This window comes from Leisingera sp. ANG-M7, from assembly GCF_000813965.1.
Classification (GTDB): Bacteria; Pseudomonadota; Alphaproteobacteria; order Rhodobacterales; family Rhodobacteraceae; genus Leisingera.
Map to the genome: position 1 here is coordinate 397811 of NZ_JWLI01000001.1, position 25668 is coordinate 423478.

Here is a 25668-nt window from a genome sequence, read left to right on the forward strand (position 1 = left end):
CGTGCCGCAGGCCGCAGCGCGCAGCCCCTTGAACAAAAGGGAAACATCTGCCACTGATCTGAGCCATGGCAAAAACATCTTTCTCCTGCTCCGCCTGCGGGGCCAGCTTTTCGAAATGGTCGGGCCGCTGCGAGGGCTGCGGCGAGTGGAACACCATCACCGAGGATCAGGGGCTGTCCTCCGGCCCTTCCAAGAAATCCCTGGGCGTCAAACGCGGCCGTACCATCCAGCTGACCGATTTGTCGGCGCGGGAAACCCCGCCGCCGCGGGCCTGCTGCGGCGTGGGGGAACTGGACCGGGTGCTGGGCGGCGGCCTTGTTGCGGCCTCGGCCATTCTGGTGGGCGGCGATCCGGGCATAGGCAAGTCCACCCTGCTGCTGCAGGCGGCAGCGCGGTTTGCCCAGGCTGGCGTCAAGACCGTCTATGTCAGCGGCGAGGAGGCATCGGCCCAGGTGCGGATGCGGGCACAGCGGCTGGGGCTGGCGGATGCGCCGGTGCAGTTGGCGGCCGAAACCAACCTGCGCGACATCCTGACGACGCTGGAAGCGGAGCGGCCGCAGCTGGCCATTATCGACTCCATCCAGACCATGTGGGCCGACCATGTGGACAGCGCGCCGGGATCGGTCAGCCAGGTGCGCGCCGCCGCGCATGAGCTGACCACATTTGCCAAGCGGCACGGGATTTCCATTATCATGGTCGGCCATGTCACCAAGGAGGGCCAGATCGCAGGTCCCCGCGTGGTCGAGCATATGGTCGACACGGTTCTGTACTTCGAAGGCGAGCGCGGCCATCAGTTCCGAATCCTGCGGGCAGTCAAGAACCGCTTTGGCCCGGCGGATGAGATCGGCGTGTTCGAGATGACCGGCAGCGGCCTGAGCGAGGTGATCAACCCCTCTGCCCTGTTCCTGTCGGAGCGCGGCGAGCCAAGCCCCGGGTCGGTGGTGTTTGCTGGTATCGAGGGCACCCGGCCGGTGCTGGTCGAGATGCAGGCGCTCATTGCGCCCTCCCCCCATTCGCAGCCCCGGCGGGCCGTGGTCGGCTGGGACTCGTCACGCCTTGCGATGATCCTGGCCGTTTTGGAAGCGCGCTGCGGTATCCCCTTTGCGGGCCTGGACGTCTATCTGAACGTCGCCGGCGGCATGAAAATCTCAGAGCCCGCCGCCGACCTCGCCGTGGCGGCGGCGCTGCTGAGCGCGCGGGAAGACGTCGCCCTGCCCGCAGACACGGTGGTTTTCGGAGAAATTTCGCTATCAGGCGCCCTCCGGCCCGCCCCGCAGACCGAAAACAGGTTGAAAGAGGCGCAAAAACTTGGTTTCACGGCGGCGATTGCCCCTGGCGGCAGCAAAACCGTGTCCGTAAACGGCCTGAACCTCAGAAAGTCGGGCGATCTGGCAGGTTTTGTTGGCGAATTCTTCGGGGCCGGTTAAAGTCGCAAAAAATTTGAGATCGCAGGCAAACGGGCGAGGGACATGGAAGGTTTCACAATTATCGACGGGGTCGTGGCCCTGGTCATCGTGGTATCGGCGCTGCTGGCCTATTCGCGCGGTTTCGTGCGCGAGGCGATGGCGATTGCCGGCTGGATCGCCGCAGGTGTTCTCGCCTTCATCTTCGCGCCGCAGGTGGAACCGCTGATGGCGGAAATCCCGGTGATCGGCGACTTCATCGCCGACAGCTGCGAGCTTTCGATCATTGCTGCCTTTGCCGCGGTGTTTGCCCTGGCGCTGATCGTGGTCTCCTTCTTCACGCCGCTGTTTTCCACCCTTGTGCAGCGTTCTGCACTTGGCGGGCTGGATCAGGGGGCCGGTTTCTTCTTCGGCGTCCTGCGCGGCATTCTTCTGATCGCGATTGCCTTCTTCCTCTATGATGTGGTGATGACCGGGCAGAGCTTCACAATCGTTGACGAAAGTCGCTCTGCCGAGGTGTTCGAGCGCCTGACAGGCAAGATCGAAGAGCGCAATCCCGAGCAGGCCCTTGGCTGGGTGACGCAGCAATATGAGGCACTGATCGGGGCCTGCGGCCAGTAATTCCTAAGGATTACCACCTTCAGACAGATACGCGGGCGTCCATGGGGCGCCCGTTTTGCTTGAAATTCAATGCGTTCACACAGTTATCCACAGGATGCGGCGGGTAGCCGTTAACACCGCAAATTCACATTAACGCTTTGTTAACCAAAGAGAATCGGACTTCTAAGGCCGATAGGTCGCGTCTCAAAAATTGCGTCAATCCTTAATAAATCCTCAGCCCGCACCGTAAAAAGGTTAACAATACCCCTGAAAACGCAGTTTTTGTCCCCAAAAAATCGCCTCATCCCGAAATGCGACGCACCCCTGCCCCAATTTGGTCCCAATTCGGGGGCCACATGGCTTCAACGGCAAAACGCCGGGACGAAGACGCTCAGAAGGGACGCTACAATGCAGCTGGATCACACCACAGATTTCGCCGACTACCTGCCGGTTGACGTGCTGCTGCTGACCAATCCCCTGCCGCAATCCCTGAAGCCCGCGCCCAAGCGTGCCCGCATCCGCAGCGGCGGCTTCCTGCCCGATACGCTGGTGGAGACCGAAGAAGGCTTCAAGCAGGCCCGCGACATCAAGCCCGGCGACATGGTGTTCACCTTTGACGGCGGTGCCCAGGAAGTGAAGGCGGTGAAACACGCGGTTCCGCGTCTGACCACCCTGATGCATATTCCGGCGGGTGCCCTGGGCAATGACACCGATCTGATGCTGCCTTCGGACCAGAAAGTGGCGCTGGAGATGGAGACCGCGGAACGCCTGTTCGGCCTGCCGGTTGTCGTCGCCAAGCTGATCGCCCTGGCTGGCTACAAGGGTATCACCGCGGCCGCGCCGGAGCGCCTGGGCCGCATCCATTTCGAATTCGCAGAAGAAGAACTGGTCTGGGCCGAAAGCGGCATGCTGCTGCCCGCGGGTGATGCCGTTGAGGGCTCCGCCTTCCACCAGTTGTCGCTGACCGAGACCCGCCAGGTGCTGGCCAGCGATGAAGGCCGCGCGCTGTCGCAGACCGGCATGGGCGAGATTGACGCCCGTCTGCCCAGCCCGCTGGATAACCTGCTGGACCGCATCCTGGCGGCCTGATCCAAGGGCTAGCCAGCAAGACATTCCCTCCCCCCTCGGGCCCGCCTTTGTGCGGGCCTATTCTTTTTGCTGCCCGGATAGGCGGGAAAGGTTCCGCCCCGGGCGTCTTCGCGGAAATGCGGAACGCCCGTTCCAAACGCAAGGGCATTTCCGGAAAAAGTTGCCCGGAAAATATATGTATGCCAGCATCCCCTCAGGCGCCAAAGGCACCGCAGAGCAACCGGCGCCCGGTATTCAGGGAGGATTTGACGATGAACTTGCGGCCTGACCCAACATTTCACGCAACACCCAAACTGGCGATGGAGGCCCCAGCGGAAAAGCTGGCGTTCACGCTGATGCTGAGCCCGGATTTTTCGCAGCCGGACGGGCTGGCGGTGGTCGATGTCGACCCGGGTTCAGATACCTATGGCCAGATCGTTCATCAGCTGATCATGCCCAATAAGGGCGATGAGTTTCACCATTTCGGCTGGAACGCCTGCTCCTCCTCCCTGTCGCCTCTGTCGGGCCACGCGTTCCTGGAGCGGCGCTACTTGATCATTCCGGGCATCCGCTCCAGCCGGATCTATGTCGTGGACGTGAAGGAGCCGCTGAAGGCGAAGATCCACAAGATCATTGAGCCGGAGGAAGTTTTTGCCAAGACCGGCTACTCGCGCCCGCACACCATCCATTGCGGCCCCGAAGGCATCTATGTCTCGACCCTGGGCGGCGGCGGCGAAGACGGCACCGACGGGCCGCCGGGCATCTTCATCATGGATTGCGAAACCTTCGAGATACTGGGCCGCTATGAAATGGACCGCGGCAAGCAGGACAAGCACTATGATTTCTGGTGGAACCTGCCGCGCGATTACATGGTGAGTTCCGAATGGGGCCTGCCGCCGCAGTTTGAGAACGGCATCGTGGCGGAGGACCTGCTGAGCAACAAATACGGCCATTCGATCCACTTCTGGAACCTGCGCCAGCGCAAGAACGTGCAGACCATTGACCTGGGCGAGAACCACCAGATGGCGCTGGAAATCCGCCCGGCGCATGATCCCTCACGCGATTACGGGTTCTGCGGCGTGGTGGTGGACACCACCAACCTGCAAGGCTCGATCTTCACTTGGTGGCAGAAGGACGATGGCACCTTTGAGGCCAAGAAGACCATCACCATCGACCCGCGACCGGAGAAGGCCGAAAACCTGCCGCCGCTGTTGCAGGGATTCGAGGCGGTGCCGCCCTTGGTCACCGACATCGACCTGAGCCTGGACGACAAATACCTCTATGTCGCTTGCTGGGGCTTGGGCGAGATGCACCAGTATGATGTGAGTGACCCGATGAACCCCACGCTGGCCGGCAAGGTCGAGCTTGGCGGCATCGCGCGCGGCGCCAAGCACCCGAACGGCAAGGATTTCGCCTATGGCCCGCAGATGGTGGAGATCAGCCGCGACGGCAAGCGGGTCTACTGGACCAACTCGCTCTATTCCACCTGGGACGATCAGTTCTATCCCGATGCCGTGGGCGGCCAGATGGTGATGGCCAATGTCGGCGAAAACGGCGGACTGGAGCTGGATAAGGACTTCTATGTCGAACTCCCCGAGGGCTACCGGAGCCACCAGATCCGGCTGGAAGGCGGCGACTGCTCCACCGACAGCTTCTGCTATCCCTCCGTCTGACGCGTGGCAGAGATCAGCACGGCGGCGGCCCTGTGGGGGGCCGTCGCGCTTTCGGGCGTCTATCACGGAGTGAACCCCGGCATGGGCTGGCCGCTGGCGGTCTCCGCGGCGCTGATGGAGCGCGCGCAGGGCAGCCTGTGGCGGGCCCTGGCCGCGCTGGCGGCGGGGCATCTTCTGGCGATGGCAGCGGTGCTGTTTCCGTTCTCGATGCTGCTGGTGCTGGCCGAATGGCAGCGCGAAATCCAGATCGGCGCCGCCTGCCTGGTGATTGCGCTGGGGCTGTATCTTCTGTGGAACCGCCGCCACCCGCGCCTGCTGGCCCGCGTGCCGCCGTCGCGGCTGGCGCTGTGGTCCTTCCTGGCGGCGATGGCGCATGGTGCCGGGCTGATGCTGGTGCCGATTTACTTGGGTCTATGCGCCACGGTGGAAACAGATGCCGGACACGCCGCCGCAGGGGCACTAATGACCGGCACTGCAGGCATCGCCATACTGGTCGCGCTGGCCCATACGCTGGCGATGACGCTGGCGGGCGGTGCCATCGCCTTTGGCGTCTATCACTGGCTGGGGCTGAAGTTCCTGTCCCGCGGCTGGTTCAACCTGGATCTGGTCTGGGCGCTGAGCCTGGTGCTGGTTGGCGCAGTGTCGCTGCTGACGCTGCATTGATTGCAGCGGCGCGCCCTGCCCGCATATTCGGCAAACCGCCCCTATTGCCGCAGCGCAGAAGGGAAATGTGATCCTTTGATGACAGACGCCGCGAAAGCCTCTATGTGAGGGCGCGAACAGGAAACGGATTCGGAGCCACACCGCCTTGCCGCTGCTGCAGACGCTGCCCGCCTGCCCTTGTGGACCTGACCTGATGCGCGCGGCGCCGGGTTGCGGGACTGCAAGCGGCCATCAGGCTCCGGACGTTTTGCCGGCCAGCTGCTTTGGCGCCTCCGGAATGGCGCGGGCGCGCAAAAATGCGCTAGACTGCCGGCCAAGCCGCTTCCATCAGCCATCGGACTAATCGGGATTGGAGCCAGCCAATGTGCGGGATTTTGGGGATCGCAAGCCGGGACACGGAAGTCTTTGCAGAGATTTATGACGGGCTTCTGATGCTGCAGCACCGCGGCCAGGACGCCTCGGGCATCGTGACTTACACCGGCGAGTTCTTCCGCGAGCGCAAGGCGAACGGCCTGGTCAAGGATGTGTTCGGGCCGTCGGATGCGGAAACCCTCACGGGCCGCGTCGGCATGGGCCATGTGCGCTACCCCACCGCGGGCTCCCTCAGCGCCGCAGAGGCACAGCCGTTCTTTGTGAACGCGCCTTACGGCATCTACCTGGTCCACAACGGCAATATCACCAACACCGCCGAGCAGCGCGAAAAGGTGACCGGCAAATACAGCCGCCATCTGCGCACCACCTCCGATTCCGAAATTCTGCTGAACGTTCTGGCCGACAAGGTCGCCGATGCGATCAAGGTCAATGGCAACGCCGAACCGATCCGCAACATCTTTGCCGGTGTGAAGATGACCATGGAGCGGGTGCAGGGCGCCTATTCGGTGCTGTGCATGATTGCCGGCGTCGGCATGCTGGCCTTCCGCGACCCGCATGGCATCCGGCCGCTGTCGCTGGGCAAGCGCCCGGCACAAGGCGAAGGCGACGATTACTGCATTGCGTCTGAGGACGTGGCCTTTGGCATCAACGGCTTTGAGAAGGTCCGCGATGTGAAGGCAGGCGAGGCGGTGCTGATCGACCTGGACGGCAACCTGCATACTTTCCAGGCGGTCGAGGGCAAGCTGACGCCCTGCATCTTTGAATATGTCTACCTGGCGCGCCCGGACTCGATGATGGATGGCGTTTCGGTCTACAAGACCCAGCTGCGCATGGGCCAGGCGCTGGCCAAGCAGATCCAGGAGTCAGGGCTCGAAATCGACAGCATCATCCCGGTGCCTGATTCGGCCCGCCCCGTGGCGCTGGAAGTCGCCAACTCCACCGGCATCCGCTACCGCGAGGGGCTGGTGAAGAACCGCTACGTCGGCCGCACCTTCATCATGCCGGGCCAGGCCGAGCGTCAGAAATCAGTGCGCCGCAAGCTCAACGCGATCCCGCTGGAGTTCAAGGACCGCAACGTGCTCCTGATCGACGATTCCATCGTGCGCGGCAACACCATCAAGAAGATCGTTCAGATGTGCCGCGAGGCCGGCGCCAAGAAGGTCTATATCGCCTCTGCCTCGCCGCCGGTGGTCTATCCCAACGTCTATGGCATCGACATGCCGACCAAGCACGAGCTGATCGCAAACGGCCTCAGCATCGAGGAAATCCGCGAGGAGCTGGGCGCCGATGCGCTGTTCTACCAGAAACTCGAAGACCTGATCTGGGCGGCGCAGGAAGGCAACCCGGACATCCAGGGCTTCGATTGCTCCTGCTTTGACGGCAACTACATCACCGGCGTCACCGAAGAGTACCTGGCGGCTCTGGAAGGCAGCAGCCGGGTCAGCGCCAAGATCCAGGACATGCCCGCACCGGGTGCCTCTTGGAACGCCTCCAAGCTGGCGACCGGCTGAGACCTGCCCCAACAGGGGTTTGAACTTTGGCCCGCATGCGTCTATGAGGGCCCGGAACTTTGCGTGGGGAGGCGCTGGCCATGACGGCCCGCGCCTTTTCCTATGCTCCTGACGAAAGGCCGCTCCTTGGACGCGCATCTTGCCCGCATGCTGACTTCCCCGCGCCAGTGCCGCTGCTGCGGCGCGACTTTCGCGCAATTGCTCAGCCTCAGCTGCGACCGTCCCGACATCTGTTCCGAGGATATGGACGTAGAGGACAACTCCGCTGTGCTGGCCACGCGCGGCGACATCCTGACCGAGGACTTCTGCCGCCTCGGCGATCTGCGCTTTGTCCGGGCAGTGCTGGCAATTCCATTGAACGGCACCCGCGGCGAGGAGTTCATCCTGGGCACCTGGGCCAGCCTCAGCCGCGATGATTTCGACGCCTATCTCGACCTCTTTGAGATGCGCGAGACCGACAAGCTGGGCGACCGCCCGGCCTGGCTGGCCAATGCCATCCCGCCGGACATGCCACTGCCGGCCGGCTGCATGCTGGAAATGCGCCCCGGCGGCCAGTACCCGGAGCTGAAGGTCACCGAACAGAACCACCCGCTCTACCCGCTGCAAAAGGACGGGGCGGAGCTGGAGGAACTGCTGGAGCTGCTCTATGCCTACGGGCATGACCTTCCGTCGCTGGTCTATGACGCCTGAAGCCTGTTTCAAGGCCGCTGCTCCTTGAATGGCCAAGGGCCGTCGGCGGCCTTTCTCTTAGCCTTCCGCAGCTTTCCGCCGAGGCCCGCTTCGCCCGCTTGAAACAGCAGCAGCAGCACGCCAGATGCCATCCGGACAATCAAGGGACAGATGAAGATGGCGAACGAGCAGACCTCCGCCAAGGTGGCGGGGCTGGCAACCCAGACCAATGCAGTGAACCGCAGCAACCTGAGCCTGCTGGGGGTCTACGGGCCTGAGAACAGCATGAGCGCGCTGATCCGTCTGCCCTCCGGCCGCACCCGCGAGGTGAAGCGCGGCACCAAGCTCTCGCAGGGTCAGGTGATTGCCATCGACGCTCACGGCCTGGTGCTGAACCAGCGCGGGGAAACCAAACGCCTGCAGATCCCGGGCAGCTGAGCCGGCGGCAAGCGGCGTAAATTTCTTCCAGGAAATTTGCCAAAGAATTTCGAAAATCCTTGGCTCTGTCCGCCGCCTCTTGACCTGCCCGCTCGAGCGGCCCAAGAAGGCGGGCATGACAGACAAAATCGCTCTCATCACCGGTGCTTCGCGCGGCCTGGGCAATGCCCTGGCCGAGGCGCTTGCGCCCACCCATCACATTGTTGCCGTCGCCCGCACCACCGGCGCGCTGGAAGAACTGGACGACCGCATCAAGGCGGCCGGCGGCTCTGCCACCCTGGCGCCGATGGACATTACTGTGCCGGAGGCGATGGCGACGCTCTGCCGCGGCATCCATGACCGCTGGGGCAAGCTGGACCTGTGGCTGCACACCGCGATCCATGCCACCGCCCTATGCCCGGCGCCTTCAGTGGCGGCCAAGGACTGGACCAAGGCGGTGGCGATCAATGCGACTGCCACCTCGGTGCTGATCCCCTATGTGGCGCCTCTCCTGGGCCAGACGGGCCGTGCGGTCTTCTTTGACGACCCGAAGGCCGGCGAAAAGTTCTATGGCACCTACGGCGCCACCAAAGCGGCGCAAATGGCTCTCGCCCGCAGCTGGCAGGCCGAGACAGAGCGCACCGGCCCCATGGTGAAGATCCTCGAGCCGCAGGCGATGGCCACCGCCCTGCGCGCCCGGTTCCACCCGGGCGAAGACCGCGATGCGCTGACCCCGATCCAGGACGAAGCCGCACGCCTGCTGCCGCTGATCCTGGCGGACTGATCTCTCAGACCGGGCCGCGCCGCGTTCCTGCGCGGCGCCCGGTCCAGAGGCGCGGGAGACCCCCGGCTCCTCCGCCCCCATCCCGCCTGTTGCCTCCCTGCCCCGCTTTGCTGCGGATACGGCTTCTCCCTGCGAAAACCTTGCCCCCTTCAGGTACAGGTCCTATTCAATCGAAAACCCGGTTGAAGACGGCAGGCAGGCTTTTCATGCGCATTCTGATCACCAATGACGACGGCATCAGCGCCGAAGGGCTGAAGGTTCTGGACGCCATCGCCCATGAGGTCGCAGGCCCCGATGGCGAGGTCTGGACCGTGGCGCCCGCGTTCGAGCAGTCCGGCGTCGGCCATTGCATCAGCTACACCCGCCCCACCATGCTGAGCCAGCTGGGCGAGCGCCGCTTTGCCGCCGAAGGCTCGCCTGCCGACTGCGTGCTGGCGGGCATTCATGTGGCGATGCATGGGGCAAAGCCGGATCTGGTGCTGTCGGGCGTGAACCGCGGCAACAACTCGGCTGAAAACGCGCTTTATTCCGGCACCCTGGGCGGCGCGATGGAGGCCGCATTGCAGGGCATCCCGGCAATGGCGCTGTCGCAGTATTACGGGCCCGCCAACCGCGAGACGGAAAATCCGTTCGAAGCCTCCGCCGTGCATGGCGCTGCACTGGTAAAGAAGATCCTGGCGGCCCAGCCGCAGGACAATCAGGACTACCGGCTGTTCTATAACATCAACTTCCCCCCGGTGCCGGCTGCGGATGTGAAGGGCGCCCGGGTCGCGCCGCAGGGGTTCCGTCGCGGCAGCCATTTCTCCGCCGAGGAGCAGCTGTCGCCAACCGGCCGCCGCTACTTGTGGATCCGCGGCGGCAATCAGCATGTCGAAACCGCCGCGGGCTCCGATGCGGCGGTCAACTTGGACGGCTATATCTCCGTCACCCCGATGCGCGCCGATCTGACAGCGCGGGACGCAATGGACGCGCTGAAGGTGATCGAGGGTCCCGGCGCATGAGCGGCCCCGACGCGCAAACCAAGATGCAGTTCGTCTACTCCGTGCGCTCGCGCGGGGTGACGGACCAGAAAGTGCTGGAGGCGATCGAGGAGATCGACCGCGGGCTGTTCGTGCGCGGCATCTTCGCGGAACGCGCCTATGAGGACGTGCCGCTTCCGATTGCCTGCGGCCAGACCATCTCGCAGCCCTCCGTTGTGGGCATGATGACCCAGGCCCTTCAGGTCAGCCCCCGCGACACGGTGCTTGAGGTCGGCACCGGCTCCGGCTACCAGGCGGCGATCCTGTCGAAACTGGCGCGCCGGGTCTACACCATCGACCGCCATGCAAGGCTGGTTCGCGAGGCGCGGATGGTGTTTGAGCAGCTGCAGCTGGCCAATGTGACCTCGTTGGTCGGCGACGGCAGCCACGGGCTCAGCGAACAGGCGCCCTTTGACCGCATTATCGTGACCGCCGCCGCCGAAGACCCGCCCGGGCCGCTCTTGGCGCAACTCAAGACGGGCGGCATCATGGTGCTGCCGGTGGGACAGTCGGACCACGTTCAGACCCTGATCCGGGTGCGCAAGACCGCGGACGGGCTGGAGTATGACGAATTACGCCCGGTGCGCTTTGTTCCCCTGCTTGAGGGCCTGGGGAAAGACACGTAAACTGGCGGCGGATTTCAGCCGAACCGCAAATGGCATCGGCTATAGTGATTGACGCGAGAGAATCCCCGCGAAAAAGGGGATGCGTGTTTTGAGGAGAGCGAAATGACCCGGATCCCCCCCGCCCGGACCATGTTCCACGGCCTGTCCCATTCGGTGCTGCCCCGGGCCCGGCTGCTGGCCGTGCTGCCGCTGGCCGGTATGCTGGCTGCCTGCCAGAGCCCGCTGGACTATGACCTGCGCGGCCAAGTCGGCGGTTTCAACACCACAGGCGCGGCGCAATCCGCCACCGCGAACCGCCCTGCGCCGGATGCCCGCGGCCTGATCTCCTACCCGTCTTATCAGGTGGCCGTGGCCCGCCGCGGCGACACGGTGGGTGATGTGGCCGCCCGCATCGGCCTGCCCGCGAATGAGGTCGCCAGCTACAACGGCATGCAGACCAGCGACAAGATGCGTCAGGGCGAGGTTCTGGCCTTGCCGCGCCGTGCCCCTGGCAGCCTGCCGGGTAGCGCCACGCCGGGCTCGGTCGATATCGCCGCCCTGGCGGGCCAGGCCATCGACAGCGCGCCGCTGACCTCGCCCAACGCAGGCTCCGTCACCACAACCGAAATCCAGTCCGCCCCCAAGCCGCAGCCCGCCAAGGTACAGTCCGGCCCGGAACCGGTGCGCCACAAGGTGAAGCGCGGCGAGACCGCCTATACCATATCGCGGCTCTATCAGGTGCCGGTGAAGTCACTGGCGGAATGGAACGGACTGGGCAGCGATTTTGCGGTGCGCGAAGGCCAGTACCTTCTGATCCCGCTGAAAGAGCAGCCTGCTGCTGAGGTGACGCCTGCCGCTGCAGTGGCCCCCGTGGTGGTGACAGAGCCGGGCGCAGGTTCCGAGACACCCGTGCCGCCCAGCGCCAGCAAACCGCTGCCGGAGGAGAAGGTCGAACCGGCTGCGGTGAAACCTGCGGCGGAAACCCTGCCCAAGCCGGAACTGCCTGAACCAACACGCAGCAGCAGCGCGGCGATGGCCTATCCGGTGCAGGGCAAGATCATCAAGACCTACTCCAAGGGCAGCAATGACGGCATCGACATTGCCGGCACTGCCGGTGCGCCGGTGAACGCAGCCGAGGCTGGCACGGTGGCAGCGATCACCAAGGACTCAGGCAATGTGCCGATTGTGGTGATCCGCCACAGCCAGAAGCTGCTGACGGTCTACCAGAACGTCGGCAATATCACCGTGAAGAAGGGCGAAAGCGTGGTTCGCGGCCAGCGTATCGCTTCGCTGCGCGGCGGCGACGATGCCTATTTGCATTTTGAAGTGCGCGACGGTTTCGAAAGCATCGACCCGCTGAGCTACCTGAACTGACGGCGGTAATGAATTGTTAATAAAGAAAAGCCCGGCTGATTGGCCGGGCTTTGCTATTCCCAATTTTGTGCTGCCTCAGCGCAAGGCCACTCCGTGCCGCCCGGCCAGATCGGTGAAGAACTGCCAGGCCACCCGGCCGGAACGCGCGCCGCGGGTTGCCTGCCATTCGACCGCCTCGGCACGCAATTCCTCTGCATCCACAGTGACGCCGTAAGCGGCGCAGTAGCCCTCGATCATCGCCAGGTATTCGTCCTGATCACAGGGGTGGAAGCCCAGCCACAGCCCGAACCGGTCCGACAGCGAGACCTTCTCCTCTACCGCTTCCGACGGGTTGATGGCACTGGAGCGCTCGTTCTCGATCATGTCCCGCGGCATCAGATGGCGGCGGTTGGAGGTGGCATAGAACACCACGTTTTCCGGCCGCCCCTCGATGCCGCCGTCCAGCACCGCCTTGAGGCTCTTGTAGTGCTGGTCGTCATGGCTGAACGACAGGTCATCGCAGAACAGGATGAACCGGTGCTCCGATCCGCGCAGATGACCCAGCAGCCGCGCCACCGAAGGCAGATCCTCGCGCTGCAGCTCCACCAGTTTCAGCTGCGGATGGTCCGCCGCCAGCGCCCCGTGCACGGCTTTCACGAGGCTGGACTTCCCCATCCCCCGCGCGCCCCACAGAAGCGCGTTGTTGGCAGCAAAACCTTGGGCGAACCGCCGGGTGTTTTCCAGCAGCGTATCGCGGGACCGGTTGATACCGACCAGCAGGTTCAGATCGACCCGGTTGACGCTCTCCACCGGCTCCAGCCGCTCCGGCTCCACATGCCAGACAAAGGCGCTGGCGGCATTGAAATCAGGGGTTTCCAGCGGCGCGGGCGACATCCGCTCTAGCGCCTCGGCAATGCGGGTCAATGCAATCTGGTCCATGGGAAGCCTCCGTCCGTCAGTTGCGGGATTTCAAAGCATGTTCAGGGGCAAGCGGCAAGGGCAAGCCGGCATCTGTTCTGCTGCAAACCATAAGTGTAACCTGTCCCCATGGACGCCTTGGAAGAACTCTCCCGCTGGATGATAACCGAAGGCCGCCGGTCGGGCGATCCGGTCAAGGCCGTGTCCCGCTTCTGCACGGACCTGATTGCGGCCGGCGTGCCGTTGTGGCGGGTCAACATCGGACAGCGGTTCGCGAACCCGCTGCTGATTGCCTGGGGCGTGGTCTGGACGCCAGAGAAAACCGAAAGCTACGACGTCACCCATGATGTGATGCAGACGGACAGTTACGTCGGCAGCTCGTTTGAATACATTCTGGCCAACCGCCGCCCGCTGCACAAAAACCTGCGCAGACTCGACCCTGAGGCCGACCACATCTCCTATCATGAGTTCGCGGAGGCTGGCGGCACCGACTACTATGCAACGCTCATGTATTACGGCGACGGGTCTATGCACGGCTGCACCTTTGTCACCCAGTCGGACAGCGGGTTCACGGCAGAGAACCTGCAGATGATCGAGGCCTCCCTGCCCGGCCTCTCCTGCGCCTTGGAACCCGTCACCATGCGCAAATCCTCGCGCAGCCTGCTGCGGACCTATCTGGGCGATGGCCCGTCAGACGCGGTCTGGAACGGCTCCATCAAGCGCGGCGAACGCACGGCGCTGGACGCCGTTGTGATGTTCACCGACCTGCGAGGCTTTACCGCCCTCTCGGACAGCACCAGTGAAGAAGAGGTGTTCGACGCCCTGAACACCTATTTCGATGTGGTGGTACAGGCGGTTGAGGACGCAGGCGGTGACGTGCTGAAGTTCATGGGCGACGGTATTCTGTCCATCTTTCCTGCCGCTGATGGAAGCAGCCGCGCGGAACAGTGCAGCCAGGCTGCCCAGGCATCGCAAACGGCACTCGCCGGACTTACCGCGGCAAACAGCACCCGCGCGCAAACAGGCAGACCGCTGCTGGAAATCGGCATCGGTTTGAATGCGGGCCGCGTCAGCTATGGCAACATCGGCAGCCCCGGAAGGCTGGATTTCACCGTGCTCGGCGCTGCAGTGAACCTGGCGAGCCGGATCGAAGGTCTAACAAAATCCACCGGGCATCCCGTTCTGGCATCCTCAGCCGTCGCTGCGGCGGCCCCGGACCTGTTTTCCAGCTGCGGGACCCGCAGCGTGCGCGGCATATCCGATCCGGTCGAGGTCTTCTTCCTGCGCGTTGACGCCGCATAGGAAGACGCGTCCGATCAAGCGCGCCTTTCTGTGATTTGCCTGCTCAGTCTGCCGCGAAGCAGTAGAAATAGCCGTTGCCGCCGGTGGAGCGCAGATTTTCGGCGCTGCAGCCACGGGAATTATGCGCCGCGTTCCAGGAGGTATTGCCGCCACCGTGGCGGTCATGGTGGCCAACTGTGGCAGACCCTTCGCCGTTGGAGGTCCAGTTCGAGCAGGTCTTGTCGCCCTCCTGCCAGGGGAAATAGGCAGTGCCGTCCTCCTGGGTGCCTGTCAGGATGTCATGCTCGTTGGGGTCATCGCCGCGGCCCTTGATGCGGTTACCGTTCTCATCCACCGCAGTACGGGCATAGAGGTTCGGCATGATATGCAGCTGGTCCAGATCGACCGCGATCAGCTCGCCATTAGCGTTGTACCAGGGACCGGTGCCGATGCGCGAACGGGCCGAGATGCCGCGCTTGCCTTCCTCCTGGGTGCTGAGATAGGCGCGCCAGGTGCGCCCTGTCGAGCCCGCCGCCTCTGCCAGGCTGGCGCAATGAGCATCCGCCCCCTCCAGCCCGCCAAGGTTGCCGCCGTCACCAAGGCCAACGGAAGTGACAAAGAACCCCATCGGCGGGTCTTCGGCGTAGGACGCAGACGCCAGCGCGCAGGCCGCGGAGCAGGTCAGGACAGCAAGAAACTTGTTCATGGAAACCTCCCTAAATCCAGGACTGGCCGCAGGATGCCGCATGGAAGGCGGTAAAGATACGCTGGCAGGCGGGGTTTCACGAAAGAGTGTTGGGATCACGGCCGGGTGGATTGGCCGGGCTCTGGTGCGGGGCTCAGCTGGAGGAAACGACGCGGCCGCAGGGTTCCTGGCGCTGACTGCCCTCTTACGAGTGGACAGTTCGACCGCTCTGTGCGAACCATCTGATATGCAAACCTTGGCACAGAACAACGGCACTTGGCGCCAGCAGCAAATTACCGTCCCGGCCTGACACGCCGGGCCGGGTGGTTGGTCTCTGAACATCAAATGCGCTTACCGCGCCGAACAAGGTTGTTTCCATGTTTTCTCCTCCTCCGACGCTGCACATGCTGTGCGGAAAAATCGCTGCTGGAAAATCCACCCTGGCCAAGCGGCTGGCAAGCGGAAGCGGTACAGTTCTGCTTGCCGAAGACAAATGGCTGAACGCCCTTTTCTCCAATGAAATGACGTCTGCATTGGACTATGTCCGCTGTTCTTCAAAACTGCGCAGCATCATGGGATCTCACGTGTCGTCACTGCTGAACGCGGGGATCTCGGTGGTTCTGGATTTTCCTGCCAACACAATCGAAACGCGCAGCTGGATGCGAAGCATACTCGAAGAGACAAGCGCGTCTCATCAGCTTCACGTTCTATGCCCGCCGGATGATCTTTGCTTGCAGCGGCTGCGAGAACGCAACGCCCGCGGCGATCACCCGTTTGCGGCGACCGAGGAGCAGTTTCGCCGGTTTTCCAAGCACTTCGTCCCGCCGTCGCCAGCTGAGGGTTTCAATCTGGTGGTGCACGAAGAGCCCAACTGATACGGAGCGGTTTTTCCTGCCCGGCACGGCATCGGTCACTCCGGTGTCCAAACCGGCCTGCACGTCCGCTGCAACAAAAAAGCGCGCCCTCGCGGGCGCGCTTTAGTACTTAAGAGCGTCAAAGGCCTACGTGCCCTTGCCATCCTCGGCATCTGCGGCCACCGGATCATCCGGATGCGCCTCCATCTCCTCGTCATCGTCGTAGTAGCCCTCGGCGCGCAGCTTCGCCTCACGCTTGGCCTCGACCCGGCGGACCAGGAAGATCGAGATCTCGTACAGCCCGTACACCACCACAAACAGAATGATCTGAGTGATCACATCCGGCGGCGTCACAAGTGCGGCCAGCACCAGGATCGCCACAACCGCATATTTCCGGACTGAGCCAAGGCCCTCGGCGCTCACCAGGCCGGCCTTGCCCATCAGCGTCAGCAGCACCGGCAGCTGGAAGCAGAGGCCAAAGGCTACGATGAACTTGATCGTCAGGTTCAGATACTCCTGGGCGGAACCCTGGAAAACCACGCTGAGACCCTGGTTCACTTCCTCGCTGCTTACAGCCTCGCCGCCAGAGCCAAACTGCTGGAAACCCAGGAAGAAATCATAGGCCAGCGGAGTGACGACATAGAAGGCAAAGCTGGCGCCCAGAAGGAACATAAAGGGCGACGCAACCAGGAACGGCAGGAACGCCCCCTTCTCGGACTTGTACAACCCCGGCGCCACAAAGCGCCACATCTGGAACCCGATAAAGGGGAATGCCAGGATGAAACCGCCCAGGAAGGAGATCTTGATCGCGACAAAGAAGCCTTCCTGCGGGCTGATGAAGATCAGCGCGCAGTCCTGGCCGCTCTCGGCCAGCACGTCGCACAGCGGGGCCGTCAGGAAGTTGAACACCGGCGTTGCCACGGTGAAGCAGATCACCATGCCGACGATGAAAGCCAGCACCGAATGAATGAGCCGCGTGCGCAGCTCGGCCAGATGCTCGATCAGCGGCGCGGTTGAGTCGTCGATCTCATCCGACTTGCTCATGACTTTGCCTCTTCTTCCTTCGATGCCGCTGGCTTCAGCGCAGCCTCAGCCGCTTCCGCCTTGGCCAGTGCCTCCTCAGCCTCGCGCGCCTTGCGCTCAGCCGCGGCGCGGGCAGTTGAAGCCTGGATCTTCTTGGCATCCTCGGCACGCTCCGCCGCCAGCTTGCCGGTCTCGCTGTCGGGGTCGTATTTGGTCGGATCGATCGACGACGCCATCTCCTGCGCCGCCTGCTTGACGCCGTCCATGGCAGTGCCGACGGGATTGGTTGCAGCCTTCAGCCCCTTGGTGACCTCATTGACCCCGGCCTCATCCGCCGCGTCATGCATCGCCCGGCTGAACTCGCGCGCCATCCCCTTGGCCTTGCCGACAAACCGCCCCACGTTGCGGAACAGCACCGGCAGGTCCTTGGGGCCGACCACGATCAGCGCAACAACACCGATGACCAGCAGTTCGGTCCACCCAAGATCGAACATCCGCGCTTAGGCCTTATCTTTTTCGGTCTCGGGGGTAACGTCCTTGGCCACGTCTGCGGCGTCCTGCTCCAGTTCCTTGGTGCCTTCGTTAATGCCCTTCTTGAAGGAGGTGATGCCTTTGCCGACCTCACCCATCAGCGAGGAAATCTTGCCACGGCCGAACAGGACCAGGACCACGACGGCGATGAGCAGAAGGCCAGGCAGGCCGATGTTGTTGAGCATGTGAGTCTCTCCTTAACTTGATCCGGCGCGGATTTCGGGCGCCGGTGGAATTATTCGCTACGGGTTTAGCGCGGGCGCGGCTTTGAGCGAAAGCAACTCCGCGCGCAGAAAGCTGCTGCAAGCGTGGGAATCCGAAGTTTTTGACAGCTGCCCGCACCCAACTGACAGGTTTATGTCAGTTGCAGGGCGGTAAATCCAGCCCATCACATGAACAAAGGAGAAACGTGATGAGCAAACATGTCGCCGAAATCGTGACCTTCAAACTGGCCGACGGCGTGAGTCCCGCCGATTTCACAGCCCTGATGCAGCGCACCGAAGGCTTCGTGCGCGCGCAGGACGGCTTTGTCACCCGCCAGCTGAGCCAGGGTGAAGACGGCAAATGGACCGACTATGTGGTCTGGAAGGACATGGCAACGGCGCAGAAAGTGGCGCAGACCTTCATGCAGCAGGACTTCGCCCCTGAAGTCGTTGCAGCACTAGCGCCGGACAGCGCCAGCATGCGCCATGAAGAGGTGCTGTGGCAGATGGCGCCTTAAACACCGCAGGCTGCGCCTGCGGGCCGGGCGCAGCCCTTGACCTCCTGACGCCACCGCGCAAAGGCTAGCCCCATGCGCCGCACCGACCGCCTTTTCGAAATCATCCAGATCCTGCGCGACGGGAAGCTGCACCGCGCCCAGGACATTGCCGAGCGGCTGGAGGTCTCAACCCGCACCATCTACCGCGACATGGACACGCTGGCGGCCTCCGGCGTGCCGGTGGAGGGCGAGCGCGGCGTCGGCTATATGGTGCGCGAGCAGATCAGCCTGCCGCCGCTGACCCTGACGCCAGAGGAGCTGGAGGCGCTGAACCTCGGCATGGCGATTGTAGCAGAGGCTGCCGACCCGGACCTGAAGGCCGCCGCCCTGTCGCTGGCTGCCAAGGTGGACGCGGTGCTGCCGGAACAGACCATCGCCGAGGCCGACGCCTGGAAATTCGCCGTCTACCCCTTCTCGGACGCCGCCCGCGCCCTCGCCCACATGCCTGCCCTGCGCGCCGCCATCAAGGCGCGGCAGAAACTGCAGCTCAGCTACCGCCGCATCGACGGCACCCTGACAGAGCGCAAGATCCGCCCCCTGCACATGGAATATTGGGGCCGGGTCTGGACCCTCACCGCCTGGTGCGAGACCCGCGGGGATTTCCGGGTGTTTCGCGTCGACCTCATCGAGGACGCCTCCGCCCTGCCCGAGCTGTTCGTGGACGAACCCGGCAAGCGGCTGCAGGATTATGATCCCTACGGATCCTGAGATCCTTCCTTCATCTGGCTGAAAGTATCCCGGGGGAGGCCCGCCGGGCCGGGGGCAGCGCCCCCTACCCCAGTTCAAACGAGGTCACCCCGTAAATCAGATCCGTGTCCAGCAACGGTGCAGGCCCGCGGTACATCCGGGCGGTTTCAAACACTGGCTCAAGACCGAGGCTGCGCGCCAGATCCACCGCCGCGGCATGGGGTTCCGGCACATCCAGAAACACCTCCTGCCCCGCAGGCAGCTCCTGCAGCAGCCGCGCCAGAACCGCCTCGGCAGCCGGGCGGGACACCGCCACCAGCGGCCCGATCTTGCAGCCGCTGCCGCAGAGTCGCAGCGTGCCGAAGCCAGCCAGCTTACCATCATTGTAAGCGGCAAAGGAGCGATGCCCCGCAGCCCCCAACCACTGCTGCCAAAAGGCCGTGCGCGGCGCCGGGAAGGCGCGCGCGTCCAGCGCTTCCAGCTCGGCCGTCGGGGCCCAAAGCGGCGACAGATCAAACCCTTCCGGCGCCGCCGGCCTGTCACCGGGCACACCGCCAAAACGGATATTGCGGTAGGCCAGTTCAAAGCCGGAGCGGCGGTAATTGCCTTGCTGGTCCACCACACCGTCAAGGCCGACAACACGGCCCCCGGCATGCTCCAGCGCCTGCTGCCACAGCGCGTAGCCGTAGCCCTGGCCGCGATGCTCCGGCGCCACGATGTAGAAACCGAGGAAAGAAAACACCTCGCCGTAGTTCACCACCGAGATGCAGGCGACCATCTGCCCGTCCAGGAACCCGCCCCAGAACCCCTGCGGATCTGCCGAGGCAAAGCAGGCCGCATCCCGGTGGCCCGGGTTCCAGCCTTCGCGCGCGGCCCAGTCCACAGCGGTCTGGATTTCCGCGCCCGCCAGCGGTCTGATCTGATAACTTTCTTGCATCCGCACCTCCTGTCTCGTCGGGTGCAGAATGCCCGCTAACAATCAGGCAGGAAAGACAAAACAGCGGTTGCGGCGCACCGTCAGCCACATCACCCGGCCTGCTTCCGGCAGGAACACATTGGGCACCGTGGCTTTCAGAACCGAGCCGTCGAAATCCATCCGGAACTCCACCAGGCTCTCGCTGCCCAGAAAACGCGCGCGCTCCACCACGGCGCGGGCAGGCACACCATCACTGGGGGTCGGCAGCGGCCCCTGGCCGCCGCGGTCGAAGTCGATGCGCAGGTGCTGCGGGCGGAACACGATCTCCACCGCGGTGCCATCCGCCACGCCGGGGGCCAGGAACTCACCAAAGGCGGTGCGTGCCAGCGCGCCGTTCACCTCCGCCTTCAGCACGTTCACATCGCTGAAGAAAGACACCGCGGCCTTGTCCACCGGGTGGGTATAGACGTTATAGGGTGCGCCTTGCTGCACGATCCTGCCGCCGCGCATCAGCGCGATCTCATCCGCCATGCGCATCGCCTCTTCCGGCTCATGCGTCACCAGCAGAACGGCGGTGTCTTCCTCTTTCAAAAGGCTCAGCGTCTCATCCCGGATGCCGTCGCGCAGCCGGTTGTCGAGACCGGAGAACGGCTCATCCATCAGCATGATCCGCGGGCGCGGCGCAATCGCGCGGGCCAGCGCCACCCGCTGCTGCTCGCCGCCCGACAGCTGGTGCGGGTAGCCGTCGATGAAGCGCTTCAGCGACACCCGGTTCAACAGCTCCTCGACCCGGGCGCGTTTCTCGTCCTTGCTGCCCTTCAGGCCAAAGCCCACGTTGTCGGCGACGCTCAGGTGCGGGAACAGGGCGAAATCCTGGAACATCAGCCCGATCTCGCGTCGTTCGGGGGGCACCCGGAACACGGTGTCGCAGATCAGCTTGCCATCGACATAGATTTCACCGCTGTCCTGCATTTCCACGCCCGCAATCATCCGCAGGGTGGTGGATTTGCCGCAACCAGAGGGGCCCAGCAGGCAGGTCACCTGACCGGCCCGGATCTGCAGCGAGACATCGTCCACCACCGCGCGCCCTTCAAAGAAGCGCCGGATGTTGCGGATTTCCAGCCGCGGCGGGGCAATCGTGCGGCTGATGCCGGCGGGGGCAGTGTTCATGAGGCCTCAGTGCTGTTTCCGATGAAAACGCTTAGGTTCACGCCGGGATAGCAACCCAGCGGCGGCGCCGCAAGCGGTCTGCCCCTCTGGACACACGGAGACGAGGGCAGCGCCCGCCCCGTGGGGGGGCGGGACTGGCGCTGCCCGGCCCATCGGCCGGGCGTTACATTCCAATCATACTGGAAGTGATTAGCAGCAGCCTGCCGCAGCACCGTCCTGCTCCAGCCCGTTGAAAGGCGAGTTGCCGCCGCAGCCCGCAAAGATGCCGTAATGGGTGTCAAACGAGCCGATGAACTCGAAATGCGGCGCAAGACGGGTGTCCTGCAGCATCATCCAGGTGTTACCGCAGACCGGGAACACCTTGCCCGCTTCAATCACATGGTGGTCATCCAGCATGAACCGGTGCGGTGCGTGGTCTATGGTGCCCTTGTAGATCACCGCCTGGCCGTAATCTTCGCAGGCCGGCTCCAGCGCGGGCAACTTGAACAGCCGGTAGGTGGCCGACAGGAACTTCAGCGGCTGCACCCGTTTTTCCAGCACAGGGTTTTCAATGGTCAGGAGGCGCGAGGTCACCATCCGCGGGTCCTTGAACCCCGCCTCCCTGGCGATTGACAGGAAATCATTCCAATACAGCGCCCCGGACAGGCATTCGCCGTACAGAACCTCATCCTCCGCCATCTCCTGCGGCACCCGGCGGTCGGCATAGACATCAGAGAAATACATCTCCCCGCCCTCTTTCAGCAGATGATGCGTGCCGCGCAGCACAGCGCCCTTGTCGGTGGCCAGGTTGATCACGCAGTTGGAGACGATGATGTCAAAGGAGCCCGGCTCCAGGTCCAGTTCCTCCAGCTGTTCGATATAGCCGTGGTGAAACTCAACGTTTGACTTGGCATAGCCAAACGCCTCCGCGTGATAATCCTGATGGCGCTGCGCCACTTCCAGCTGCGCCGGAGTCATGTCGACCCCCACGACCCTGCCATGCTCGCCCACCAGCGCCGACAGCGCATAGACATCGCGCCCTGCACCGCAGCCCAAATCCAGGATGCGTGCGCCCTTCAGCGCCTCCGGCGCAATCAGCCCGCAGCCGTAGTAGCGGGTCAGCACCTCGTCATGGATCTTGGACAGCACCGCCTTCACATGATCCGGCATGTCGTCCGGCGTGCAGCAGGCATTGGTTTGGAGGTCGTCACTGCCTTGCAGCACCTCACCGTAATAATTCTGCACGTTTTCATGTTTCATGGCGGCGCCTCTCCTGCTGTGTCAGGAGCAAAGGGATAGCGGCGCGCGGATGGTGCGGCAATCGGGGCAGCGGGCGGTCTGACGCAACTGTGATGGAGCGTGGGGATGCGTCTGCCCGGCCTGTAGGCCGGGCAAAACGCGTTTCAAAGACTGGTGTTAATCTCAGGCTCCCGGCAGCAGTTCAAACGCCGCCTCAGCCCGTACCCTGCCGTTCACCATCAGCTCAATCCGGTGCGGTCCCGGCATCAGTTTGAACGTTGTGGCGTTGCCCTTGAGCTTGTGACGCTTGTCCAATTTCAACAATTTTCCTGAAATTTTCGATTGCTTCAGCTTGAACACCTTTGCCGAGACCTTGCCGCCAGGCCGCTGGAAATGAAGGATATAGTCAACCAAGACCGGTGACCCCGCCTGCCCCTCCAGATGCGCCGAGAATTCCAGGGCATCGCCAATCCGAACATTTTGCGATATCAGTGCGATTTCAGCGCCAAGCTCCAGATCCGGGTCATAACCCAACATCTTCATCGCCCGCGGGTGGCCCGCCTTGACCAGCCCGCGCAGAGCATGGGAGGTCATCCAACCCAACTCTTTGGCCGACTGCACCCCGGCAGCCTGCCAACGTTCCAGACGGTCCATAACCAGATCCGGGTCCTTCTTGGCGATGTCGTTCAGGTGGTTTGCGATTGACCGGGTCACATAGCGGGTCGGGTCGGAATGCAGATGGTCAAGCAGCGGCAGCGGCTCATCCAGCCGCAGTCCCACCGCCTCGCCCCAGGGCAGCCGCGGCCGGGTGCCTTCGCTGACCAGGCGGCGGACGTGATAGCTGGAGTGTGTGGCCCAATCCTCCATCCGCGCCAGCACCTCTGCCGGCCAGCGGTTCAGGAACGGGCGGATGGCCCATTCCATGGAAAACCGCTGGGTGATTTCTTCCAGCAGGTCCAATGAAAGGTCCGGATGTGCCTCAACTCCTCGCGCGGCCACATACTCGCCCAAGGGAGCAAAGATGAAATCGCCGAAATCATCATCGGTTTTCGACGGGTCCAGCGGCGGCGGCAGCGCCTTCAGCAGCACAGGCGCGGCCTCGGGCAGATTCTCCGGCAGGTGCCCCGCCAGTACATCCGCAATCAGCGTCATCCGCTGCTTCAGCTCCAGCGCCGGCAAGTCTGTCATCACTTGGCTTTCAAACGCTTCAGCATCAAACCCGCCGTCCGCAGCCGCGAACAGACCCGCCAGATACCGGACCTTCTCACGGTTAAACAACTGGTCCTTTAGGGAAAACCCGCCATCCATACGCCCTGCCCTTCCTTACATCGTGCTGTTGGTGGCGCCACCGTCCAGCAGGATGTTCTGCCCGACGATAAAGCCCGCATGCTGTGAGCACAGGAAAGCGCAGGCGGCGCCAAACTCCTGCCGGGTTCCGTAGCGCCCTGCAGGAATCGTGCCGAACCGCTGCTTCTGCGCTTCTTCGGGCGTGATCCCCTGCGCCTTAGCGGCGCCGCCATCCAGCGCCACGGCGCGGTCGGTGGCATGGATGCCCGGCTGCAGGTTGTTGATGGTGACACCGTGGCCTGCCACCTGCCGCGAGGTGCCCGCGACATAGCCGGTCAGGCCCGCACGCGCTGAGTTCGACAGCCCCAGCACCGACACCGGCGATTTGACAGAGACCGAGGTGATATTGACCACCCGGCCCCAGCCGCGCTCCATCATGCCCGGCAGCAGCGCCTTCATCAGCGCAATCGGCGCCAGCATGTTGGCGTCCAGCGCCTTGATGAAATCCTCGCGGTCCCAGTCGGTCCACATACCCGGCGGCGGGCCGCCTGCATTGGTCACCAGAATGTCGACACCCTGAGCGGCATCCAGCACCTTCTTCTGGCCTTCCGGCGTGGCGACATCGGCGGCCACCGTCACCACATCGACTCCGTATTGATCGCGGATTGCCTGCGCAGAGGCTTCCAGCGCCTCTGCGCCGCGGGCGTTCATCACCAGGCTGACACCCGCCTCTGCCAGCGCCTCGGCGCAGCCCAGACCCAGCCCCTTACTGCTGGCACAGACCAGTGCGCGCTTGCCGGAAATACCAAGATCCATTTTTTGTCCTCCCTCCGGATTCTTCACCGTTTGCCGGAGATTGCACCGCCCGCCTGCCAAAGGCCAGCCCCGCCCGGCGGCTGACGCAATCGTGAAGCTGCCGGAAAATCAGCCCCGTTGCACCGCCTTTGTGCCACATTCCGAAGGCATTTCTGTTGGACAGCGCACCCCGCGCGCCCACATATGGAGCAAGACAAACCCGCAGATGGGACAGACAGTGACTGCCAGCCTCTCTTCCGTTCAGGCCTACCCGGCCGAGCGTTTCTGTGTCGAATACGGCGCCAATTCGGGTGATCCGCTTGGCGTGCTCGAGGATCTGGTGCTGGATGATATCTACCTGCTGAACAGCCCGTCTCCGCCGCAGCGCCTTGGCATCGCGGCCCATCACGACGGCAGTTTCACCATAGGGGACGGCAGCGCCATCGGCACACCCGGCGCGGCGCTGCATCTGGACTGCCTGCTGACCCTGATGCCCGACCGCGGCCCCAACACCGAAACGCTGGTTATGGTGGAGGCCGACGCAGAGGGCTATATCGCCGCCATATTCCTGGTGCCGCTGGCGCCGCTGCAGCCGCAGATGCCCTACACCCTGGTGAAGGCCGAACGCGAGCCAGCCCGGCGCAAGCTGGCGCAATCGGCCTGCGTCTCCTTTACCCGCGGCACGCGCATTACGCTGTCGACCGGCGAACAGCGTCCGATCGAGGAGATGCGCGCGGGCGACCGGGTGCTGACCCGTGACGACGGCATCCAGGAGGTGCGCTGGGTCGGTCAGTCCACCCTGCGCGCGGTCGGCGACCTGGCCCCGATCCTGATCCGCAAGGGCGCCCTCAACAACTCGAACGACCTGATCGTCAGCCCCAGCCACCGGCTGATGGTCTACCAGCGCCGCGACGAGATCGGCGCCGGCGCGCCGGAACTGCTGGTGCGCGCCCGTGATCTGGTGAACGGCGGCAGCGTGGTTGTGCTCGATGGCGGCTTTACCGACTACTTCCAGATCCTGTTCGACCAGCACCATATCATCTATGCCGAGGGCATCGCGGCTGAGAGCACTTTCCTGGATCCGGTCACCCGGCAGGTCCTGCCTGAGGATTTCTGGACTTCCCGACCCGGCACCCTGCCGGCAACCCACACCTGTGGTGCTCACGGGCTGGACGTGAACCGGTCCCTGCTGGACCGGCCGGACGCAGTCCGACTGCTGAAACGCGCCTCGCTGCGCTGATCAGCAGCAAGGCGCCGACCGCTTGGCGCAAAACGTAAATCAAACATAATTCAGGGTGCGTTCAGCAAATGCGTGATGCGCTGCATCGCGAAAGCAATGGACGCTGGAGCCTCAGGCTTGGCCGAAGTAAAGCGTCACACCCAAAGGGTTTGTTCACACTTTGTTA

The 25668-nt window shown here is 63.7% G+C and carries 27 protein-coding genes; 17 read left to right on the top strand and 10 right to left on the bottom strand.

The features are described from left to right. The first annotated feature begins 65 nt into the window (after positions 1–65). From radA to RA26_RS02105, 12 genes are all read left to right on the top strand, one after another. Positions 66–1427 carry a DNA repair protein RadA gene (gene radA / locus RA26_RS02050; protein ID WP_039179052.1) on the top strand — a complete coding sequence of 454 codons (1362 nt, stop codon included), beginning with the start codon at positions 66–68 and terminating at the stop codon, positions 1425–1427. A gap of 42 nt (positions 1428–1469) precedes the next feature. Then, positions 1470–2024, top strand: a complete 555-nt coding sequence (locus RA26_RS02055) for a CvpA family protein (RefSeq protein ID WP_039179055.1) — start codon at positions 1470–1472, stop codon at positions 2022–2024. A 387-nt stretch (positions 2025–2411) separates the two neighbouring features. After that, positions 2412–3092 (top strand): Hint domain-containing protein, encoded by a 681-nt coding sequence (locus RA26_RS02060; RefSeq protein ID WP_039179058.1) that lies wholly within the window; start codon positions 2412–2414, stop codon positions 3090–3092. Positions 3093–3343: 251 nt separating this feature from the next. After that, positions 3344–4744, top strand: a complete 1401-nt coding sequence (locus RA26_RS02065; protein WP_039179060.1) for a selenium-binding protein SBP56-related protein — start codon at positions 3344–3346, stop codon at positions 4742–4744. A 3-nt stretch (positions 4745–4747) separates the two neighbouring features. After that, positions 4748–5407, top strand: coding sequence for a hypothetical protein (locus RA26_RS02070; protein ID WP_039179062.1), 660 nt, complete (start codon positions 4748–4750; stop codon positions 5405–5407). Positions 5408–5769: 362 nt separating this feature from the next. After that, a complete protein-coding gene (purF, locus tag RA26_RS02075) occupies positions 5770–7290 on the top strand; it encodes an amidophosphoribosyltransferase (RefSeq protein ID WP_039179065.1) in 1521 nt (506 codons plus the stop codon). 147 nt (positions 7291–7437) lie between these two features. Beyond that, complete coding sequence (locus tag RA26_RS02080) at positions 7438–7980, top strand: DUF2199 domain-containing protein (protein WP_039179954.1); 543 nt, start codon at positions 7438–7440, stop codon at positions 7978–7980. 156 nt (positions 7981–8136) lie between these two features. Continuing rightward, positions 8137–8397 (top strand): hypothetical protein, encoded by a 261-nt coding sequence (locus tag RA26_RS02085; protein ID WP_039179958.1) that lies wholly within the window; start codon positions 8137–8139, stop codon positions 8395–8397. A gap of 115 nt (positions 8398–8512) precedes the next feature. Beyond that, positions 8513–9160 carry an SDR family NAD(P)-dependent oxidoreductase gene (locus RA26_RS02090; protein ID WP_039179068.1) on the top strand — a complete coding sequence of 216 codons (648 nt, stop codon included), beginning with the start codon at positions 8513–8515 and terminating at the stop codon, positions 9158–9160. Positions 9161–9366: 206 nt separating this feature from the next. Beyond that, on the top strand, positions 9367–10161 hold the full coding sequence (gene surE / locus RA26_RS02095) for a 5'/3'-nucleotidase SurE (protein WP_039179071.1): 795 nt from the start codon (positions 9367–9369) through the stop codon (positions 10159–10161). Further along, positions 10158–10805 (top strand): protein-L-isoaspartate(D-aspartate) O-methyltransferase, encoded by a 648-nt coding sequence (locus RA26_RS02100; protein WP_039179074.1) that lies wholly within the window; start codon positions 10158–10160, stop codon positions 10803–10805. The genes surE and RA26_RS02100 overlap by 4 nt, the downstream gene beginning before the upstream one ends. 102 nt (positions 10806–10907) lie before the next feature. After that, positions 10908–12158: a peptidoglycan DD-metalloendopeptidase family protein gene (locus tag RA26_RS02105; protein WP_241482571.1), complete on the top strand. Its 1251-nt coding sequence runs from the start codon at positions 10908–10910 to the stop codon at positions 12156–12158. A gap of 75 nt (positions 12159–12233) precedes the next feature. Here RA26_RS02105 and RA26_RS02110 read toward each other — a convergent pair whose 3' ends face one another. Continuing rightward, positions 12234–13076, bottom strand: coding sequence for an ATP-binding protein (locus RA26_RS02110; RefSeq protein WP_039179077.1), 843 nt, complete (start codon positions 13074–13076; stop codon positions 12234–12236). A 108-nt stretch (positions 13077–13184) separates the two neighbouring features. Between RA26_RS02110 and RA26_RS02115 the strand changes: the two genes are divergently transcribed. Then, positions 13185–14357: an adenylate/guanylate cyclase domain-containing protein gene (locus RA26_RS02115; RefSeq protein ID WP_039179079.1), complete on the top strand. Its 1173-nt coding sequence runs from the start codon at positions 13185–13187 to the stop codon at positions 14355–14357. Between the two features lie 43 nt (positions 14358–14400). On the opposite strand, the gene RA26_RS02120 is transcribed toward RA26_RS02115, so the two are convergent. Next, the gene (locus RA26_RS02120; protein ID WP_039179082.1) at positions 14401–15042 is read right to left on the bottom strand and encodes a hypothetical protein; all 642 of its coding nucleotides are present in this window, start codon (positions 15040–15042) and stop codon (positions 14401–14403) included. A 356-nt stretch (positions 15043–15398) separates the two neighbouring features. Between RA26_RS02120 and RA26_RS02130 the strand changes: the two genes are divergently transcribed. After that, complete coding sequence (locus tag RA26_RS02130) at positions 15399–15896, top strand: AAA family ATPase (protein ID WP_039179086.1); 498 nt, start codon at positions 15399–15401, stop codon at positions 15894–15896. 126 nt (positions 15897–16022) lie between these two features. Here the strand turns inward: RA26_RS02130 and tatC are convergent, their stop codons facing one another. From tatC to tatA, 3 genes are read right to left on the bottom strand one after another with little or no spacing between them, the layout of a single operon-like run. Beyond that, positions 16023–16919 (bottom strand): twin-arginine translocase subunit TatC, encoded by an 897-nt coding sequence (gene tatC, locus RA26_RS02135; protein ID WP_039179090.1) that lies wholly within the window; start codon positions 16917–16919, stop codon positions 16023–16025. Beyond that, on the bottom strand, positions 16916–17392 hold the full coding sequence (gene tatB / locus RA26_RS02140; protein WP_039179094.1) for a Sec-independent protein translocase protein TatB: 477 nt from the start codon (positions 17390–17392) through the stop codon (positions 16916–16918). The genes tatC and tatB overlap by 4 nt, the downstream gene beginning before the upstream one ends. Positions 17393–17398: 6 nt before the next feature. Then, on the bottom strand, positions 17399–17614 hold the full coding sequence (gene tatA / locus RA26_RS02145; protein WP_039179096.1) for a twin-arginine translocase TatA/TatE family subunit: 216 nt from the start codon (positions 17612–17614) through the stop codon (positions 17399–17401). A gap of 227 nt (positions 17615–17841) precedes the next feature. On the opposite strand from tatA, the gene RA26_RS02150 reads away from it, so the two are divergent. After that, positions 17842–18150, top strand: coding sequence for a hypothetical protein (locus RA26_RS02150; RefSeq protein WP_039179099.1), 309 nt, complete (start codon positions 17842–17844; stop codon positions 18148–18150). Positions 18151–18222: 72 nt separating this feature from the next. Beyond that, positions 18223–18897: a helix-turn-helix transcriptional regulator gene (locus RA26_RS02155; protein WP_039179102.1), complete on the top strand. Its 675-nt coding sequence runs from the start codon at positions 18223–18225 to the stop codon at positions 18895–18897. Between the two features lie 64 nt (positions 18898–18961). Here RA26_RS02155 and RA26_RS02160 read toward each other — a convergent pair whose 3' ends face one another. The 5 genes from RA26_RS02160 to RA26_RS02180 all read right to left on the bottom strand — a co-directional run bounded on the left by RA26_RS02160 (position 18962) and on the right by RA26_RS02180 (position 24283). After that, the gene (locus tag RA26_RS02160; protein WP_039179104.1) at positions 18962–19813 is read right to left on the bottom strand and encodes a GNAT family N-acetyltransferase; all 852 of its coding nucleotides are present in this window, start codon (positions 19811–19813) and stop codon (positions 18962–18964) included. A 42-nt stretch (positions 19814–19855) separates the two neighbouring features. Beyond that, the gene (locus RA26_RS02165; protein ID WP_039179106.1) at positions 19856–20962 is read right to left on the bottom strand and encodes an ABC transporter ATP-binding protein; all 1107 of its coding nucleotides are present in this window, start codon (positions 20960–20962) and stop codon (positions 19856–19858) included. A gap of 189 nt (positions 20963–21151) precedes the next feature. Then, complete coding sequence (locus tag RA26_RS02170; protein WP_039179109.1) at positions 21152–22201, bottom strand: methyltransferase domain-containing protein; 1050 nt, start codon at positions 22199–22201, stop codon at positions 21152–21154. 162 nt (positions 22202–22363) lie between these two features. After that, a complete protein-coding gene (locus RA26_RS02175; RefSeq protein WP_039179112.1) occupies positions 22364–23488 on the bottom strand; it encodes a hypothetical protein in 1125 nt (374 codons plus the stop codon). Between the two features lie 15 nt (positions 23489–23503). Continuing rightward, the gene (locus RA26_RS02180; RefSeq protein WP_039179115.1) at positions 23504–24283 is read right to left on the bottom strand and encodes an SDR family oxidoreductase; all 780 of its coding nucleotides are present in this window, start codon (positions 24281–24283) and stop codon (positions 23504–23506) included. A gap of 205 nt (positions 24284–24488) precedes the next feature. On the opposite strand from RA26_RS02180, the gene RA26_RS02185 reads away from it, so the two are divergent. Beyond that, a complete protein-coding gene (locus RA26_RS02185; protein ID WP_039179963.1) occupies positions 24489–25502 on the top strand; it encodes a Hint domain-containing protein in 1014 nt (337 codons plus the stop codon). The last annotated feature ends 166 nt before the right edge of the window (positions 25503–25668 follow it).